Consider the following 18,756-nt stretch of genomic DNA (forward strand, 5'->3'; position numbering starts at 1 on the left):
CTTCAGGCGCACAAGCTGTCGAAGGACGCGCACCCCGGGAGGAGCGCGGCGGACCAGAGTCGGGATGGCGACGTGGACGAGGCCCAGAGCGCTCCGCCGGATCCGCGCGCGCTGCTGGCCGCCGAGTTGCTGGCGGTGCAGGAGGCCACGGGGCTCAGCCTCAAGGAGTTGGAACGGGTCACGCACGTCAGCGACTCGTCCTTGTCCCGTTACCTGGCCGGCCGCTCGGTGCCGCCGTGGACGGTGGTGCAGGCGATGAGCCGCCTGGCCCGCCGAGATCCCGACGGACTGCGCACGGCGTGGGCGGCGGCACGCGGCGCGCGGCTGAACGTCCCGCGTGGTGCCGCCGGTGTCGGCGGCGGCGTCGGCGGTCGCGGTGGTGGCGTCGGTGGTACGGCCGCGTGGGAGCGCGACGACCTCCCGCGCGCCCCCCTCGGCTTCGTCGGACGCGGTCCGGAACTGGCGACGCTGGTGACGACGCCCGGGGTCTGGGTCGTGGACGGCATGGCGGGGGTCGGCAAGAGCACGCTGGCGGTCCGTGCCGCGCGGACCCTGGCCGAGGCCGAGCGTCGCAGAACCCTGTATCTCGACCTCCACGGCCACACCTCGCACCGCGCGCCGATGGCGCCGAGTGACGCGCTGGCGGCGCTGCTGACCGCGATCGGCGTGCCGGACAAACGTATTCCGGAGGATCCGGACCTGCGAGCGGCGCTGTGGCGGGGCGAGGCGGCGCGGCGGACGCCGGTGGTCGTGCTCGACGACGCCATGGACTCCGCGCAGGTGCGTCCGCTGCTGCCGGGGGCGGCGGACGCCGTGGTCCTGGTGACGAGCCGGCGGCGGTTGCTGTCGCTGGAGGGCGCGCGGTCGCTGACGCTGGCGGTGCCCTCGCTGCCGGAGTGCCGCGAGTTGGTGGACGTGATCGCCGGGCCGCAGCGCCGGGCGGCCGAACCGGAGGCCGTGGACGCGATCATCGAGGCGTGCGGCCGCCTGCCGCTGGCGGTGCAGTTGTGCGCGGCGCGGCTGCGGCACCGGCCGGCGTGGAGCGCGGCCTTCCTGGCCGAGCGGCTGCGCGACGAGAATCGGCGGCGCCGCGAACTGGCGGCGGACGGCGGCGGCGTGGACGCGGCACTGGCGTTGTCAGTGGCGCACCTGACGGACACCGAGCGCTCGGGGTTCGCACTACTGGGATCGCTGCCGGGTCCGGAGTTCGACGCGTACGCCGCCGCCGCGCTGCTCGACGCGCATCCGGCCGACGCCGAGGATCTGTCGCAGACGCTGGTGGACGCGCACTTGCTCGACGAGTCGGCGGCCGGGCGCTACCGGCTGCACGACCTGACGCGCGACCACGCCCGGGCCATGGGGGAACCGGCGCGCGCGGCGGCCGAGCGGCGTCTTGTGGACTACTACATCGCCGCGGCGGCCGCGGCCTCGACGGCGTTCGATCCGTACGGCGCGAGCCGGATCGGCCTGATCCAGCCGGCCCTGCCCGACGGCCGGCTGCCGGAATTCGTGGACGCCGCAGAAGGCGGAGCCTGGTTCGAGGAGAACCTGCCGACCCTGATCCACCTGTCCGGGACCGCCCTCGACGAACGATCGCTGGCACTGCTCCGCAACAGCGTGTGCTTCCTCTGGACGAGCAGCCGGCCCGCCGCCATGACCGCACTGGGCCGCCTCGCCCGGACCGGCACCCGCTCCCCCGGCATGGAACAAGACCACGCCTGGGCCGCGCGCATGCTGGGCATCGCATCCCAGATCGCGGGCCGCCCCGAGGAAGCCATCGAGCACTACGAGACCGCGCTGATCGGTGCCGGGGACGCCCTGCGCGCCACCCTGATCGGCGCCTTGGCCCTCACCGCCACATCCCTGTGGCGCCTGGCCGACGCCCGCAAATACGGCGAACAGGCTGTGGCCTACTTCCGCGCCAACCCCGACCTCCACCACCTGGGCCTGGCCCTGACGAACCTGGGCGAGATCGCCAACCGCCAACACCACCCGGAAGAAGCCATCGCCCTGGCCACCGAAGCCCTCGCCCTCTTCGAGCGCGGCGGCTACGAAACCGGACGCAGCGCGGCCCTGATCGTCCTCGGCGACGCGAAGCGCGCCACCAACCGCCCCCACCAAGCACTGGACCACTACCGGGCCGCACTCCACGCGGCCGAGGAACAGGGTTACCTCGACGGCACCGGCCGCTCCCTCCAGGGCCTGGCCATCAGCCACCGCGACCTGGCCGACTTCACCCAAGCCCTGCGCTATCACGACCGCCTCGACAAACTCCTCACCGACGTCGACATCGCCCACGCCGACATCCCGGAATCCCTGAACGAACGCGCCCGCACCGAACTCGCCGCCGGCCGGGACAAGGAGGCCGAAGCATCCGCCGAGCGCGCCCTGACCCTCGCCCTGGAACTCCACAACCCGTACGAGGAAGCTCGCGCGTCAATGCTCCTCGCGAAGTTCGCGACGCTTCACGACCAGCCGGACAGGGCGCAGGAGCTGACGCGCCGGGCGAAGGAGATCTGGGCGGCGCTCGGGATCTCGGCTCGGGGTGGAGCGTCGGAATCAGAGGCCTGAGGCGAGGGGCCAACGCGACCGGCGACCGGCGATCCGCCACGTCAGTGGCGCATCCCCAGCCGCCGGCCCTCAGCCCTCCCCACCTCCGGGCTGCTGTCCCCCGCCCCTCAAGCGATCCGGCGCACCTCGGCCACCAGCGCGTCGAGCTCCGCGGTGACCGAGGCGGCGCCGGCCGCGAGGCGTTCCCCCGCCGCGGTCAGGGTGACGCCGCGGGAGCCGCGCAGCAGGAGTGGGACTCCGAGGGTCTTCTCCAGTTGGCGGATCTGCTCTGAGAGCGTCTGCTGGGACATGAACAGGCGGCGGGCCGCGCCGCTGATGCTGCGCTCGCGGGCCACGGCCAGGAAGGACCTGAGCAGGCGCACGTCGGGCGTTTGCATGGCAGGTCGTCCGTCAGGGGCTGTCGGTGGCGATCATCAGTGATAGCCGACAGCGTGGAGGCGGGCTTTGTAGAACTCCGCTCCGTAGGACAGGCCCCGGGTAAAGGAGGTCACGCCTGCCGCGTTGAAGAACTGCACGTCCGGGTTCACCCAGTTGCGGGTGTCGCCGTGGTAGGTCTTGCCGGTGCTCTGCACCCAGAAGGCCTCGCCGGAGGAGTGCTGGCTGAAGGACTTCACCGCGTGGTTGGCGTGGACCGTGCTCACCGCGTGGGTGGTCTTGTTGATGGAGACCACCGCGGTGCTGTGGCTGACCAGCAGGATTCCGCTGTCCTTGTACGAGGCGTCCAGGCTGTGGCCGAGGTTGCTCGCGCCGATCGAGACGTCGACCCCGCCGGTCAGGCGGGTGTCGCGATAGGTGCCGCTGACCGCGTAGGAGGTCGCCTTGCCCTGGCCGACCGCCCAGAGGCGGCTGTGGACGTCGTCGTACCACAGGCCGTGCGCGCCGGGGAAGCTGATGGTCTGCACCAGGGCCAGCGTGCTCGGGTCGCTGATCGCGGTCGGCCCGTAGACGTGCAGGTAGCCGCCGGAGGAGGCGGCGACGACGGCGCCGATGTTCGGGATCCGCTCGATCGCGTGCGGGTTGGAGCCCGGGGTGGCGTGCCACAACAGGCTGCCGGTGCCCTGGGTGCCCGAGGCGTTCTTGTCGATGATCCCGACGTTGCCCCCGGAGGCCGCGACCAGTGCCACCTCGCCGAACTGCGCGGTGCTGCGGAACTTCACGTCCGACAGGTTCGACCAGTCGCCCCCGCCCGGCGACCACACCCACTGCGGCGAGGTCCAGCCCGCCGCCGAGGAGTAGATCTGTATCTGGTTCCGGTACTGCTCGCACACAGCGACGTCGTAGCTCGCGGCGGCCTGGGCCGACCCCTCGGCCGACCACATCGTGGCCGGCACGGCGACGGCCGCCGCCGCCCCCGCGAGCAGAGTCCTTCTGCTGAGTTGCATCTTCGCTCCCACCGTGTGGAACCATCTCGGGTTCTGTTAGGGCAATATCCTGATTCACCACCCCGGCCGGAGCCAAGGAAGTGGGACGAAAACGGGACGGGGACGAGGCAGCACGACGGCCGCGGGAAACCCCGTCCCCGCGGCCGTCGGAGCTCAAGATCAGTGCGCTGTCAAGATCAGTGCGCTGTCAGGCTCTGCCACACGACGAGCCCGGCACTGCTGACCACGACCAGATTGCCGGTCGCCAGCAGCTGCAGCGACTCCCCCGTCCCGGACGTCCCGGCGGACCACGTCACCGTCCCACCGGTGGCCTTGCTGTAGACCGCGAGGTTCCCGTCGGTCCCCAGGACCAGGTACGCGTCGGGGTTCCCGCCGGTGCCGAACGTCTTGAGCACCGTGCCGGTCGCGGTGTCCGTCAGGCTGAGCACACCGTCGTCCAGCCGCACCGTGGTCTTGGCGTTGGACCACGCCGCGCCGTTCGCGTGCAGGGTCTGCCCCTCGGCGACGGTGATCGACCCGGAAGCCGTACCGGTGTCGCCGATGGCCTGCGGATCTCCAAAGGTCGCCAGCCCGCTGGAAGCCGCCCCGCCGGCCCAGTCGTCCACGATGCCGTCCCCGGTCACGGCGATCACGTCCGGCTGTCCGGTCCCGTGCAGATCGGCGGTGTAGACCGCCGGGTACTGCGCGCCGGGAATCGCAGTGACCTGAGTCCCCGTCGGCGTGACGCCCGCCGGGACGCTCAGCACCGTCCCGGACGCACCGGTCGGCGTGCCGAGGTTCACCGGGTAGCCGGCCGCGTCGAAGGTGATCGGGTACTGCCGCAGCGTCCCGGAGGCGTCCCGCGTCCAGATCACGTGCTGCCCGCCGACGACGCCCGGACCGAGCACCGTCACGCCGTCCCAGCCGCTCGTGCCCAGCTGGATCGCCGTCCCGACGAAGTCCTGCATCGTCTGCCCCTGGTAGTACCACAGGGCGCCGTTCTCCACGGTGAGCAAGCCCGGCGCGCCGTTGTCGATCCCGGCCACCGGGTCGCCGGCGTACAGGTCGCCCGGCGCCACGACCTGGGTCACCGTGCTCCAGTCCGTGTCGTCGTACCCCGCGCAGGAGCCGGTCGACGTCGTGAAGCACGCGGTGGTCGTGCTCGCGTCCCCGGCCGAGCTGTCGTTCTCCTCGTCGGAGAGCACGCCGGCCTTGGTGACGTTCACGACGTCCGCCGGGTCGGCGAAGTTGCCCCCGGTGGCGCTGCGGCTGTTCTTGTCCAGGTACAGGTTGTGGTTCGCGGTGTCGTAGGCCCACAGGTCGTCGACGGCGCCGTTGGTGAAGGACCCGTTGTGCGTGTACAGGTACGCCGACCACGGCGAGGTTCCGTCCGGACTGGTCGCCGGCGCCGCCAGCGGCACCGCCGCCGCGCCGGGACCGGCGTTCCCCGCGTACTCGACCAGGTTCCCGCCGCTGTCGGTGGCGACCAGGTCCGGCACGCCGTCACCGGAGACGTCCCCGGCGCTCACCTTCGCCGCCGGGTTCCAGGGAACGTAGAACGAGTAAGCACTCTGCGCCGACACGTTCCCGGCGTTGTCCGTGGCCTGCGAGTAGAGCGTGTGCACGCCCCACTGCGGCGTGGTGAAGCTCAGCGTCGCAGAGCCCGAAGTCGCCGCCGCGAACGTCGCGCCGGAGGCCGGGACCGGGGTGTCGAAGGAGTAGTCGAAGCCGCGCAGCCCGGACGCCGTCCCGGCAGCCGGCGCGGGGTCGGTCGAAGCCAGGGTGAGGCTGCCGGCCTGGCCGGTGGTGAGCGTCGGCGTCTGCCCGCTGTCCAGCGACGGGAAGCTCGCCGAGGTGGTCGCCGGATCGTTCGGCGCGGTCTTGTCGACCCGGAACGCGCACGTCCCGGTCTGCGCCGACGACAAGTACTGGTCGGAGGTGTGCAGCGACCAGTCGTACTCGTTGCCGTCGGCCAGCGTCGGCGTGTTCACGCTGACTGTGCCGCCGTTCTTGACGTACCCGGAGGAGTTCGTCGTGGTCTTGACGCCCGTGGTCGCGTCGGTGATCGAGTAGATCCCGTACATCTCCGCCGCGGCGACGGAACTGGCCGCCTTCGCGGACAGCGTCGCGACCGTCTTGCCGCCGAGGTTCGTGATCCCGAGCCAGCCCGGCGCCGACGTGCTGCCGCACGGCGCCGCGGTCCCGCCGGTCAGGACCGGGGTCGGGGAGGCGGTCAGGGCGCTCGGCGTGCCGGGCGTGAGGTCGTAGGTGGTGACCAGCACCGCGGTGGACCGGTTGAACCGCTCCAGGCTGCTGCTGGCGCTCTCATAGCCGTACAGCCCGACGCTCAGACTGCCCACGCCCTGCGAGGCGAAGTACGAGATCGGACCGGTGATCGAGAAGTCGACCGGCACGCCGCCGCCGCACTGCGTGCCCAGGGAGTTCCCGTTCGTCTTCACGCTGCGCGTGGACATCGGGTTCGGGACCGAGGCGTTGCTGTCGCGGGCCGGCTGGTTGCCGTAGTCCGTGCTGCTCCCGAACGGACCGGTCCAGGCCAGGGCGACCGTGTACGTGGCCTGGCCGCAGCTGTCGTAGGCCGAGTAGTCCGAGGTGATCTTGAAGTCGGAGGTGAGCACATGCGTGCTCTTCGACAGTCCCGACAGGCTCAGCAACAGCAGGCTGCGCTCGATGCCGATACAGCCGGAGAACTCGTTGTAGCCCACGCCCAGATCGGTGATCGTGTTGTAGTTCGACGTGCCCGAGCAGCCGGACTGGACCTCGTCGGAGTCCAGGATCCCGGGCGAGGTGCTCGGCGCGCTCCAGGTCGGGTCGACGTAGAGCGGATACGCCGGGGCGGCGGAACCGGAACCGGACCCCGAAGCGGATGACAACCGCGAGAAGTCGGAGTCCAAAGCGATGCCGGTCGCGGTCGGCGTCGCCTTCAGCGCGGCGCTGTGCGCACGCCGGCCCGGACCGGACGCGCTGGACACCGGAGCGTCGGTGGCCAGCGGATCGGTGTCGGCGCCGGCGGTTCCGGGCGCGGTGGCCGTCGCCGAGTCCCACATCGCGGCGGTCGGCGCGGACATGATCGCCGCCCCGGTCACGCTGTCCACGGCGTGCAGGTTGCCGCCCGGATCGGCCTGCAGGCGCAAGCCGGTCAGGCTGGTCTGGAACGACAGGTGCGCGGCCCGCGCCGCGGCTGCCGCGTCGTGGACGGTGAAGACCTCGCTGAACCCGCCTTCCCGGTCCACGGTCACGGTCAGGTCGATGCCCGGGTAGATCCCCGCATAGGTCGCGCTCGCGCCGTTCAGCGCCGGAGCCGGGAGGGCGACCGGCAAGGACAGCGCCATGGCGTGTCCGGCGTGGTCCGCGACCCGGATGACCGGGCCGGAGCCGCCGCCGGACAGCGTGAGGCTGTCCGCCGTCGCGACCGGGCTCAGCGTGCCGTCGGCGGCGCGCCGCAGCGTGGGATCCAGTGCGACCCAGTGCCCGGCGGCGTCCTTCGTCCTGGCCGGTTCGGTATCGGTGGCCACGGTGTAGGTGCCGTCTGCGTTCGCGGTCGTGGTGGAGGTCTCGGTCGTCAGGGCCCCGACGGCGACGGCTTTGCCGGAGGCGCGCGCCTGGAGCGAGGCGGCGGCCAGCGGATCGGCGGCGGCCGCGGCGCCGTGGGGGGTGGCCGCGGTCGACGAGGGTCCGGTACCGCCGGCCGCCGGCCCGGCGAAGGGCATGCCGGTACCGGCTGCGGCGACGCTCGGCATCGCCACCGCGGCGGAACAGACCGCCGCGGTGACCAGGCTTGCCAACCGGCGCCGGGGTTTGCTTGCATGAGGGGCGGAGCGAGTCAGCACTCTGGTAACTCCTGGTCGGATGAGGTTGGGACTTCCTCGGATCAGGCCTGGACGATAGTCAGCGCGCGCCTGGAGCCACCAGGAGTCGGGCCACAGGAAGATCCTGTGGCTGCCGCGCGAACCGATCGCCCGGGTCGTCCCCACCCCTTTTCCGAACCAGGGAGTGACCCATGATCGGGATGTCCCCTCCGCCGTCCGGCAGACGCCGGCACGCGCGATGGCGACACCGCCTCACCACCGTCGCGGCCGCGGGCGCCATGCTCGCCGGCAGCGGCCTGGGCCCGGCCCAGGCAGTAACGGCGGGCGCCGGCAAGCACTGGCAGCCGGTCGCCACGCAGAAGACGCCGTCGGTGCCCGGCCACGCCGGAGTGCCCGCCGGGCAGTCCGCGCCGTCCTCGACCGCGAACCACGGCGTGCCGCCGGTCGCCTACCGGGCGACGGCACCGGTCTGGCCGGCGGGTCAGGCTTCTGCGACGCTCGCCGCACCCGTCCCTCCCGCGGCGGGCGCGGCCGCCGAACCCAAGCCCAAGCCCGCGAGCGGATCCGGCGGACACCCCACGAGCCCGCCTGCCGACTCCTCACCGAACGCGGCGAATGCGTCGAACTCCGCCGGTCCGGCGACCAGACTCACCGGTCTGCCGGTGACCCTGGCCTCCGCCGGCGGCACCGCCGCCGCCACGGTCGCGTTCGCACCCCGCGCCGCCGTCACGGCGGCGGGCGTGGACGGCGTCATCCTCACCGTGTCCCGCACCGACGGCGGACGGACGGCCACCCCGGTCGATCTGTCGTTGGACTACAAGGGCTTCGCGACGGCGAGCGGCGGCGGTTACGCCGACCGCCTGACGCTGGTGGAGCTGCCGGCGTGCGCACTGACGACGCCGACCGTGCCGGCGTGCCGCGCGCAGACCCCGATCGCCGCCAAGAACGACACCGCGTCCGGCACGCTGTCGGCGCGGGTGGCCCTGTCCGCGACACCGATGGTGCTGGCCGCCTCGCCGCAGGCTTCCGGCGGCGTCGGCGACTACTCGGCGACCTCGCTGTCGCCCGAGGGCTCGTGGTCCAGCGGCGGCAACACGGGTTCGTTCGGCTACAGCTATCCGATCGCCGTGCCCCCGGCCTCCGGCGGCACGGCGCCCAGCGTCGCGCTGTCCTACGACTCGGGCAGCGTGGACGGCCGCACCTCGGTCACCAACGCCCAGGCCTCCTGGATCGGGGACGGCTGGGACTACTCGCCGGGCTTCATCGAGCGTTCCTACCAGCCGTGCTCCCAGGACGGCATCAAGAACTCCGGTGACGTGTGCTGGGCCGGCAACCAGGTCACCCTGAGCATGGCCGGACTGAGCGGGACCCTGATCCGCGACGACACCACCGGCGCCTGGCACTCCCAGTCCGACTCCGGCGACAAGGTGATCCCGCTGACCGGCGTCTCGAACGGGGCGTGGCAGGGCGAGGCGTGGGAGATCGTCGCCCCCGACGGCACGCGCTACTACTTCGGGCAGGACTATCTGCCCGGTGGCTCTGGCACCGACGCGGCGACGAACAGCGTGTGGACCCAGCCGGTCTACTGCCCCAAGTCCGGAGACGGCCCGCCCGCGGGCAGCTGCTACGACTCGGGCAAGGGCACCGGCTCGGTCGTCACCAACATGGCGTGGCGTTGGAACCTGGACTACGTCGTCGACCCGCACGGCAACCTGCACACGTACTCCTGGACGCCCGAGACCGACGAGTACGAGATGGGCTACGGCCAGAACAACAACAGCGGGAAGCTCACGTCCTACGACCGGGGCGGCTACCTGACCTCGATCGGCTACGGCTACTCGCTGTCCGCGGCGACCGCCGGCGCCAAGCCCGCCGAGACCGTGACGTTCGGCGTCGACGAGCGCTGTCTGACCAGCTCGTCGTTCACGAACTGCGCGAACTCCAACCTGAGCTCGACCACCGCCGGGAACTGGCCGGACGTGCCGTTCAACCAGATCTGCACGGACAAGACCACCTCGTGCGCCAACTACTCCCCGACATACTTCACCACCAAGCGTCTGACCTCGATCAGCACCGCGGTCCTGGTCGGCTCGGGGTACCAGCCGGTGGACAGCTACACGCTGTCCCAGTCCTTCCCGGCGCCGCAGGCCGGCCTGGTCCCGGCCGGATCCAGTGTCAGCGCCTCGAATCCCGGGGACGGCACCGTCGCCGTGATGTGGCTGGACTCGATCCAGCGCACGGGTCTGGACACCCTCGGCGGCGGCGCGGCCGCGCCGCCGCTGCCGAAAACCGTGTTCACCGCCGACGAGATGCCCAACCGGGTCGACGGGAACACCACCGGGGCGGCGGCGCTGTACCGGCCGCGGCTGACGGAGATCACCACCGACTCCGGGGCGCAGACCGTCATCGCCTACAGCTCGTCGCAGTGTTCGCGGACGGGCAACAAGCTGCCCGCTTCGCCGGACGCCGACACGATGAACTGCTATCCGCAGTACTGGACTCCCAACGGCGCCCAGAACCCGGTCCTGGACTGGTTCACCACCTACCAGGTCACCTCCGTCACGGTGAACGATCTGGTGGCACCCAGGGCCTGGAACGAGGCGTCGGTGACCTCGTACAAGTACGACGGCGCCGCCTGGCACCGCGACGACTCGCCGCTGACGCCCTCGGCCCAGCGGACCTGGGACCAGTTCCGCGGGTTCCGCACGGTCACCGCGACCACCGGCGCGTCCTCGGTCCAGTCCACGCCGACCCAGACCGTGACGACCTTCCTGCAGGGCATGGACGGCGACGTCCAGGCGTCCGGGGCCAAGCGCAGTGTCAGCGTCACCGACTCCGTCGGGGACACGGTCACCGACGACAACTGGCTGGCCGGCCAGCTCCTGGAGAAGGACAGCCTGCTCGGCGTCGGCGGCGTGGCACAGAACAAGGAAGTCGGCGGCCCCTGGACCTTCGCCCAGACCGCCTCGGAATCGCAGGCCTCTTCCATGCCGGCGCTGGTCTCCCGCATGCCGGCGGGTTCCACCGACCGCAAGTACCAGCTCTGGCACGACGGCACCTGGGAGCAGTCCAAGCTGGCGGTGACCTACAACGCCCAGGCGCAGCAGGCCACCTCGGACACGACCTACTCCGGGCCCTCGGCGCTGCCGGAACAGTGCACCACCACCAAGTACGCCGCGAACGCCGCGGCGAACATGGACACCTACCCCGACGAGTCCCTGACGGTCACCGGCTCCTGCTCGACCAAGCCGTCGGCGGCCACCACCCAGTCGGACACGCTGACGTTCTACGACGGCTCGTCCACGCTGGGCTCGCTGGGCTCGACCGGCGACGCGACCACGACCCAGAAGGCCGCGTCCTACACCACCGCGGGCGCGCCGGTGTACGTCACGACGGCCAAGTCCCAGTACAACTCCTACGGTCAGGTCACCTCGGCGACCGACGCCGACGGCAACACGACCGGTACCGCCTACAGCGTTCCGGGCGCCGCGTCCGACACGGTGACCGTCACCAATCCGATGGGCTGGGTCACGAAGCAGATCCTGGACCCCGGCCGGGGACAGCCGGTCTCCAGCACGGACGTCGACAACGAGCTGACCACCAGGACCTATGACGGTCTGGGCCGGGTCACCGCGGTGTGGTCGCCGCTGCACAGCCAGGCCGCCAAGGCTCCGGCGGACTACAAGTACGCCTACGCCCTGACCGGAACGGCGCCGACCGCCGTCACGACGTCCACGCTGCGCGACGACGGCTCCTACGGGAACGTCATCGCGCTGTACGACGGGCAGCTGCGGCAGATCCAGCAGCAGGGCGACACCGCCGACGGCGAGGTCGGCCGGCTGATCACCGACACCCACTACAACTCGCTGGGCCAGAAGGTGAAGACCACCGACTCCTACTACGACAAGACCACGGCGCCCGGCGCCGCCGTCTTCGTCCCGGCGAACGACTCGGTCGTACCGGCCGAGACCGAGACGCTGTACGACGGGATGGGACGCGCGGCGCAGGCCCTGACCGTCGCGTTCGGGGTGAACCAGTACTCGACGCTGACCGGCTACCGGGGCACCGACGAGACCGACACCACCCCGCCCGCCGGCGGCACCGCGACCAGCAGCTTCCTCGACGCCGCCGGCAACGTGGACGCGACCTGGTCCTACCGGACCGCCACCCCGACCGGCAACGCGGCCGACGCCGAGACGAACAGCCGCGTGTTCACCCCGGCCGGGAAGCCCGCGACCATCAAGGACGCGGCCGGCGACACCTGGTCGTACGGCTACAACCTGCTCGGGCAGAACACCAGCGTGTCCGACCCGGGAACCGGGACGGCCACGTCGGTCTACTCCACCGGCGGAAACCTGCTGAGCCGGACCGACGCGAACGGAGACCAGCTCTCGTACGTCTACGACGCCATGAAGCGGAAGACGGCCGAGTACAACACCACCGGCGGCGCTGCCGAGACCGCCGCAGACCAGATCGGCGCGTGGGCCTACGACACCCTGGCCAAGGGCCAGCCCACGTCGTCGACCACCTACACCGACGGCGCCGGCGACGCGGCGAACACCTGGACCGAGACCGTCGCCGGATACACGGCGAAGTACCAGCCGACCGGCGAGGTGGTCACCGTGCCGTCCTCGCAGGGCGCACTGGCCGGCACGTATCAGGACTCGAGCCAGTACACGGCCCAGACCTCGCTGCTCGCGGGCACGCACTACTCCGCGGAGGGAAACCTGCCCAAGGAACAAGTGAACTTCGGCTACACGCCCAGCGGACTGCTGTCGAGCTACGGCAGCCCGTACGCCGCGCTGAACACGGTGACCTACAGCCCGCTGGGCCAGGTGCTGCAGACCGACTACGGCCCCAACGGCGAGCAGTACGACCGCACCGTGACCTACGACCCGGCGACCAAGCGCATGCTGACCACCACGGACTCGCTGCAGACGCTCAGCAAGCCGATGCAGTCCGTGGCCTACACCTACAACCAGGCCGGCGCGATCACCGCCGAGAGCAACTCGGTCACCGGGTCCTCGACCCCTGACACCCAGTGCTTCGGCTACGACCAGCTGAACGAGCTGACCAGCGCGTGGACCGACTCCGGCGGCCTCACCCAGACCTCGCCGGCGACCAACGCGCAAGTCGACGGCGTCGGCGGCTGCACCGACAGTGCACCGGCGGCGGGCAAGGTCACCAGCGGGCCCGCGCCGTACTGGCAGTCGTACTCCTACGACGCCCTCGGCGACCGGATCGGCGAGACCAGCCACGACACGTCGGTGACCTCGAACACGAACACGGTCACGCAGACCCTGGCCTACAACGCCTACAACGCCTCGACCGGCACCACCACCGCCGCCTCCACCCCGGACGCGGTGCAGTCGGTGACGACATCCGGAGCGTCCGGCTCGACCACCGCCCCCTACACCTACTACCCGAACGGAGAGACCCAGAGCCGCCCCGGACAGGCCTTCACCTACAACGCGATGGGGCTCACCCAGTCGGTGAAGAACACCGGCACCGGCGTGGCCAGCACGTACACCTACGACGCGGACGGCACGCTGCTGCTGCAGAGCGACCCGGCCGCGGCACAGAACGTGCTGTACCTGCCGTGGGGCGAGCAGATCACGCTGAGCACGCCGGGGAACACCGTCTCCGGTCTGCGCTACGTCAGCAACAGCCCCGACGGCGTGTCCGTGGTGCACTCCTCGGCCGGCACCGTGGGCTACGAGCTGACCAACACCAACGGCACCGCGACAGCCGAGGTCAACGCCTCGAACCTGACGTACAGCCTGAGGTACTACGACCCGTTCGGGCAGCAGCGGGGCACCGCGCCGGCGAGCTGGCCGGATCAACGCGCGTACCTGGACCAGCCCAGCGATCCGACCAGCGGCCTGGACATGTTCGGCGCCCGACAGTACGACCCGGTCACCGGCCGGTTCCTGAGCGTCGACTCGATCCAGGAGAACACCGACCAGCGGCAGCTGAACGGGTACTCCTACGCCGGCGACAACCCGGTCAACGGGTCGGACCCGACGGGGACCATGCTGGCGTGCGAGGACGGCCCCGGCGGGATCTGCTACTACCCGAAGCCGAAGCCGCCGACGACGAGCAGCTCTTCCTCCAGCTCGTCCTCGGACTCCGGCGACTCCGGCGACGGCGGGGAGGACCCGTTCTTCCCGATCTACGAGAAGGTCCGTTCCTACGTCGAGCAGAACCTGGCGCCGCTGGACGCCATAGCGTTCGACAAGATCCTCGAACTGGCCCAGGACAAGGCATCGGAGACCCAGGTCCTGAACACCATCGACCGGATGCTGGAGATCACGGACGCGCTGAAGATGGGCAAGCTCGCCGACGGGATCGACACGATCCTGCAGGCGACGCACTTCGACAGCCTGGTCGCGGTCACCCGGGAGGGGACTCCGTTCCTGGCCGCCAGCCGGACGACGGCGGTCCTGGGCCTGGTCGCCGACTACGGCGACGTCGTCCTGCCGCCGGACAAGGGCGTGGCGGGCTGGGTGGACCGCGGCGCCGGCGCGGTCAACGGCGGCCTGCTCATGGCGAACATGGTCGTCGACGAGATACCGGTCGCCGGCGAGGTCATGATGATCGGCACCGGTGTCTATCTCGGCGGCGACTACCTCTACCACCACTGGAAGCCGTTCCACGACGTCGTGAACGACGTCGGGCACGGCGTGTCGAGCTTCTTCGGCTCGTTGTTCGGCGGTGGTCCCAGTTCCAGCGACGCCCCGCCCAAGCCGCAGTGGCCCAACGGCTGCGGCGGCTAGCGGTCATCGGTACGGCTGACTGACGGAGCCCGGCGGCGCACCATCGCGCCGCCGGGCTTCACCGGTATCGCAGAGGTCTCAGAACATCCGGTCTCAGAACAACCAGTCTCAGAACAAACGGGAACTCGGGTCGTCCATCCCGCGCAGCACCTCGTAATCCAGCACCGCGCACTCGATCCCGCGGTCCCCGGCCAGCACCCGCGCCTGCGGCTTGATCTCCTGCGCCGCGAACACGCCGCGGACCGGGGCGAGCAGCGGGTCGCGGTTGAGGAGTTCCAGGTAGCGGGTCAGCTGCTCGACGCCGTCGATCTCGCCGCGGCGCTTGATCTCCACGGCGACGTGGGCGCCGTCGGCGTCGCGGGCCATGATGTCCACCGGGCCGATGGCGGTCGGGTACTCGCGGCGGACCAGGGTCCAGCCGGTGCCCAGGGTCTCGATCTGGTCGGCGAGCAGTTCCTGCAGGTGCGCCTCGACGCCGTCCTTCTGCAGGCCGGGGTCGACGCCGAGGTCGTGGCTGGAGTCCAGTTCGATGTCCCGCAGGGTGATCACCAGGCGCTCGCCGGCCTTGTTGGTGACGGTCCAGACCAGGCCGCCGTCCTCGTCGCCGGCGGTCTCCTTGAGCACGCAGGGCGGCGACATCCAGTTGAGCGGCTTGTAGGCGCGGTCGTCGGCGTGGATCGAGACGCTGCCGTCGTTCTTCACCATCAGCAGCCGCTTGGCCTCCGGAAGGTGCGAGGACAGACGGCCGGCGTAGTCGACGGTGCAGTGGGCGATGACGATGCGCATGGGATCGGAGCCTATCAACGGGAAAGCGGTGCGCCGTGCATCCGGGCTGCCGTGGGTGACTGGACGACTACCGGGCCGGCCTGCTGCCTGCGCGCATCGGCCGCAGGTGTCGGCCGCGCGCCGGGGGCCGTCAGCCCGACGGTTCCTCAACGGCACCTCTGCGCTTCCTGCGTTCCAGGAACAGTTCCAAAGACGCGTCGATGTTCTCGGCGACGAGTTCGTCCTCCTCCGCGGCGATCAGCTCCCGCATCCGCGCGACGTCGTCCTCGGCGCCCGGGAGATCGAAGACGGTGTAGCCGGCGGCGTTGCGGACGTCGGAGTCGAAGTCCTCCGCGGCCAGCCGGATCAGCGCCGCGCGGACGGCGGCCACGGGGTCGCCCTGCGGTATGTAGGCGATCGGCAGGACCCGGATGGCCTCGATACGGACCAGATCGTCCTCGGAGGCGTCGGCCGCCACCGCCAACAGAAACGGAGTCAGCACCGTCGCGTCGCCGTCTTCGGGCACGAACAACCGCAGGGCGGCGCGGCGCGCGTCCGCCGACCGCGCGGAATGGCCGGCGATCAAGTTGAGCGCGCGGGCCGAGGGCGACTGGTTCATTACTCGATGTTCCCACGAGGCAGACACAGAGCTTCCCCTATCGCAGTACTAGTCCCGCATACGCACATCGCCGTAACCCGTTCTCGCAGTTGCCGCTATCATTCAGCTCGACACGCTGCTAACCCGCACTCATGTCCGTCACGGCAGGGGCGTGGAGGGGAGCACGCATACGCCTCGTCGATAGTGTCGATGGGCGCCGTTTCGACGCGAGGAGTCGCAGACCGATGAGTTTCATAGCCAAGTGCCTCGAGATCACCGAGAAGAGCTTCGAGGGCACGGTCGAGCAGCTGGAGGAGTGGAGCGCCCACCGGCACGGCGCGAAGCTGTTCATGAAGCTGGGCATCGCCTACTACGCCGAGCAGCGCCTGGAAGGCCACCACGAGCCGGTCGAGCGCATCCTGGACGCCCTGGACGGCCACGCCGCCGAGCACGGCGAGACCGGCATCGACCACCTGCGCGCCACGCACGAGGTGCTGGGCCGGGAATTCGCCGGGGAGCACCACCCGGACGCCATCGCGGAGAAGGAAGCCGCCGCCAAGGCCGACGCCTGATTCACGCGGTGAATTCGGGCTCGAATAACAGTTCAACAGACGGGCCAACAAATCGGCGCCGTTCCTGAGGGAAATCCCTTAGGAACGGCGCCGATTCGCGTCTGGCGGCGAGGGAGTCCGCTCAGACCGCGACCGATCCGGCACGCCGGATCTCTTCGACGATGGTGTGCAGGATCTGCGTGATACCGAAATCCTTCGGCGTGAACACCGCGGCGACGCCCGCCTCGCGCAGCGCTCGCGCGTCGGCGTCGGGGATGATGCCGCCGACCACCACGGGCACCGATCCGGCCCCGGAGGCCCGCAGTTCCTTCAGCACTTCCGGCACCAGTTGCAGATGCGAGCCGGACAGCACCGAGAGCCCGACGCAGTGCACGTCCTCGGCCACCGCGGCCGCCGCGATCTGCGCCGGCGTCAGCCGGATCCCCTGGTAGACGACCTCGAAACCGGCGTCGCGGGCGCGCACCGCGATCTGCTCGGCGCCGTTGGAGTGGCCGTCCAGCCCGGGCTTGCCGACCAGCAGCCGCAGCCGCCGGCCGAGCTCCTCAGAGGCCTGATCCACCTCGCGGCGCAGCTCCGCCAGCTCCTCCGACGGGATCGCGGTCCCGGTGGAACCCGAGACGCCGGTGGGCGCCCGGAACTCGCCGAAGACCTCGCGCAGCACACCGGTCCACTCCCCCGTGGTCACCCCGGCGCGCACGCATTCAAGCGTCGCGTCCATCAGGTTGGCGTCGGTGGCGGCCTCGCGGCGCAGCCGGTCCAGCGCGGCGTCCACCGCCGCGCCGTCCCGCTGCTCCTTCCACTCCTTCAGCGCCGCCACGGCGTGCTGCTCCACGGCCGGGTCGACGGTCTGGATCGCGGCGTCCAGGTCGGCGGTCAGCGGGCTCGGCTCGGTCTCGGTGAACTTGTTGACGCCCACGACCGTCATCTCGCCGGACTCGATCTTCGCGCGCCGCTCGGCGTGCGCGCCGACCAGCTGCGCCTTCAGATAGCCGGACTCCACGGCCGCCACGACGCCGCCGAGCTCCTGGATGCGCTCGATCTCCGCCCAGGCGGCGGCGGCGATCTCGTCGGTCTTGGCCTCGACCACCTTCGAGCCGGCGAACAGGTCCGGGTACTCCAACAGGTCCGACTCGTAGGCCAGCACCTGCTGCATGCGCAGCGACCACTGCTGGTCCCACGGCCGCGGCAGGCCCAGCGCCTCGTTCCACGCCGGCAGCTGCACGGCGCGGGCCCGCGCGTCCTTGGACAGCGTGACGGCCAGCATCTCCAGCAGGATCCGCTGCACGTTGTTCTCCGGCTGGGCCTCGGTCAGCCCCAGGGAGTTGACCTGGACGCCGTAGCGGAAACGGCGCAGCTTCTCGTCGGCGACGCCGTAGCGCTCGCGCGTGATGCGGTCCCAGAGCGCTGAGAAGGCCCGCAGCTTGCACATCTCCTCGACGAAGCGCACGCCGGCGTTGACGAAGAACGAGATGCGCCCGACCACCTGGCCGAAGTCCTCCGGGGCCACCTGCCCGGAGTCGCGCACGCCGTCGAGCACGGCGATGGCCGTGGACAGCGCGTAGGCGACCTCCTGCACCGGCTGCGCGCCGGCCTCCTGCAGGTGGTAGGAGCAGATGTTGATCGGGTTCCACTTCGGCAGGTTCGCCACCGTGTAGGCGATGGTGTCGGTGATCAGCCGCAGCGAGGGGCCGGGCGGGAAGACGTAGGTCCCGCGCGACAGGTACTCCTTGACGATGTCGTTCTGCGTGGTGCCGGCCAGCGCGGCGACGTCGGCACCCTGCTCCTCGGCGGCAACCTGGTACAGCGCCAGCAGCCACATGGCCGGGGCGTTGATGGTCATCGAGGTGTTCATCCGCTCCAGCGGGATGCCGTCGAACAGCGCGCGCATGTCGCCCAGGTGCGAGACCGGCACGCCGACCTTGCCGACCTCCCCGCGGGCCAGGATCGAGTCCGGGTCGTAGCCGGTCTGCGTGGGCAGGTCGAAGGCGACCGACAGCCCGGTCTGGCCCTTCGCCAGGTTCCGGCGGTACAGGGCGTTGGACTCGGCCGGGGTGGAGTGGCCGGCGTAAGTCCGCATCACCCAGGGGCGGTCTGGCTCAGAAGAGCTCTTCGGGCCGGAAGAACTGCCGCGCTCGGTCACGGGGGCTCCCAAGGTGGATGGTGTCGCCGCCCGGCAGGGTCGGGTCGGCGCCTTGGTCCGGAGCCTACTGACGGGTAACAGGAGTGTCACCGGTGACCTTGCGCACACCGGCGCGCGGCGCGCCGGAACACTTATATCTCGATATC

9 protein-coding genes are annotated in these 18,756 nt (G+C 70.9%); 3 read left to right on the forward strand and 6 right to left on the reverse strand.

Going from position 1 to position 18,756, the window contains the following annotated elements:
* Window positions 1-72 precede the first annotated feature (72 nt).
* Window positions 73-2,571: a tetratricopeptide repeat protein gene (locus ABIA35_RS46080; RefSeq protein WP_370362235.1), complete on the forward strand. Its 2,499-nt coding sequence runs from the start codon at window positions 73-75 to the stop codon at window positions 2,569-2,571.
* A gap of 107 nt (window positions 2,572-2,678) precedes the next feature.
* Here the strand turns inward: ABIA35_RS46080 and ABIA35_RS46085 are convergent, their stop codons facing one another.
* From ABIA35_RS46085 to ABIA35_RS46095, 3 genes are all read right to left on the reverse strand, one after another.
* Window positions 2,679-2,948 carry a LysR family transcriptional regulator gene (locus tag ABIA35_RS46085; protein WP_370342567.1) on the reverse strand — a complete coding sequence of 90 codons (270 nt, stop codon included), beginning with the start codon at window positions 2,946-2,948 and terminating at the stop codon, window positions 2,679-2,681.
* Between the two features lie 36 nt (window positions 2,949-2,984).
* The gene (locus ABIA35_RS46090) at window positions 2,985-3,953 is read right to left on the reverse strand and encodes a hypothetical protein (protein ID WP_370362236.1); all 969 of its coding nucleotides are present in this window, start codon (window positions 3,951-3,953) and stop codon (window positions 2,985-2,987) included.
* Window positions 3,954-4,129: 176 nt separating this feature from the next.
* Complete coding sequence (locus ABIA35_RS46095; RefSeq protein WP_370362237.1) at window positions 4,130-7,780, reverse strand: hypothetical protein; 3,651 nt, start codon at window positions 7,778-7,780, stop codon at window positions 4,130-4,132.
* A 170-nt stretch (window positions 7,781-7,950) separates the two neighbouring features.
* Between ABIA35_RS46095 and ABIA35_RS46100 the strand changes: the two genes are divergently transcribed.
* Complete coding sequence (locus ABIA35_RS46100; protein ID WP_370362238.1) at window positions 7,951-14,535, forward strand: RHS repeat-associated core domain-containing protein; 6,585 nt, start codon at window positions 7,951-7,953, stop codon at window positions 14,533-14,535.
* A 108-nt stretch (window positions 14,536-14,643) separates the two neighbouring features.
* Here ABIA35_RS46100 and nucS read toward each other — a convergent pair whose 3' ends face one another.
* Window positions 14,644-15,321 carry an endonuclease NucS gene (nucS, locus tag ABIA35_RS46105; protein ID WP_370342573.1) on the reverse strand — a complete coding sequence of 226 codons (678 nt, stop codon included), beginning with the start codon at window positions 15,319-15,321 and terminating at the stop codon, window positions 14,644-14,646.
* A gap of 130 nt (window positions 15,322-15,451) precedes the next feature.
* Window positions 15,452-15,919: a hypothetical protein gene (locus tag ABIA35_RS46110; protein WP_370362239.1), complete on the reverse strand. Its 468-nt coding sequence runs from the start codon at window positions 15,917-15,919 to the stop codon at window positions 15,452-15,454.
* A 224-nt stretch (window positions 15,920-16,143) separates the two neighbouring features.
* Between ABIA35_RS46110 and ABIA35_RS46115 the strand changes: the two genes are divergently transcribed.
* Window positions 16,144-16,470 carry a hypothetical protein gene (locus ABIA35_RS46115; RefSeq protein ID WP_370342577.1) on the forward strand — a complete coding sequence of 109 codons (327 nt, stop codon included), beginning with the start codon at window positions 16,144-16,146 and terminating at the stop codon, window positions 16,468-16,470.
* Between the two features lie 121 nt (window positions 16,471-16,591).
* Here the strand turns inward: ABIA35_RS46115 and ABIA35_RS46120 are convergent, their stop codons facing one another.
* Window positions 16,592-18,547, reverse strand: coding sequence for a protein meaA (locus ABIA35_RS46120; RefSeq protein ID WP_370342618.1), 1,956 nt, complete (start codon window positions 18,545-18,547; stop codon window positions 16,592-16,594).
* Window positions 18,548-18,756 lie beyond the last annotated feature (209 nt).

This window comes from Catenulispora sp. MAP12-49 (assembly GCF_041262705.1).
Lineage (GTDB): Bacteria > Actinomycetota > Actinomycetes > Streptomycetales > Catenulisporaceae > Catenulispora.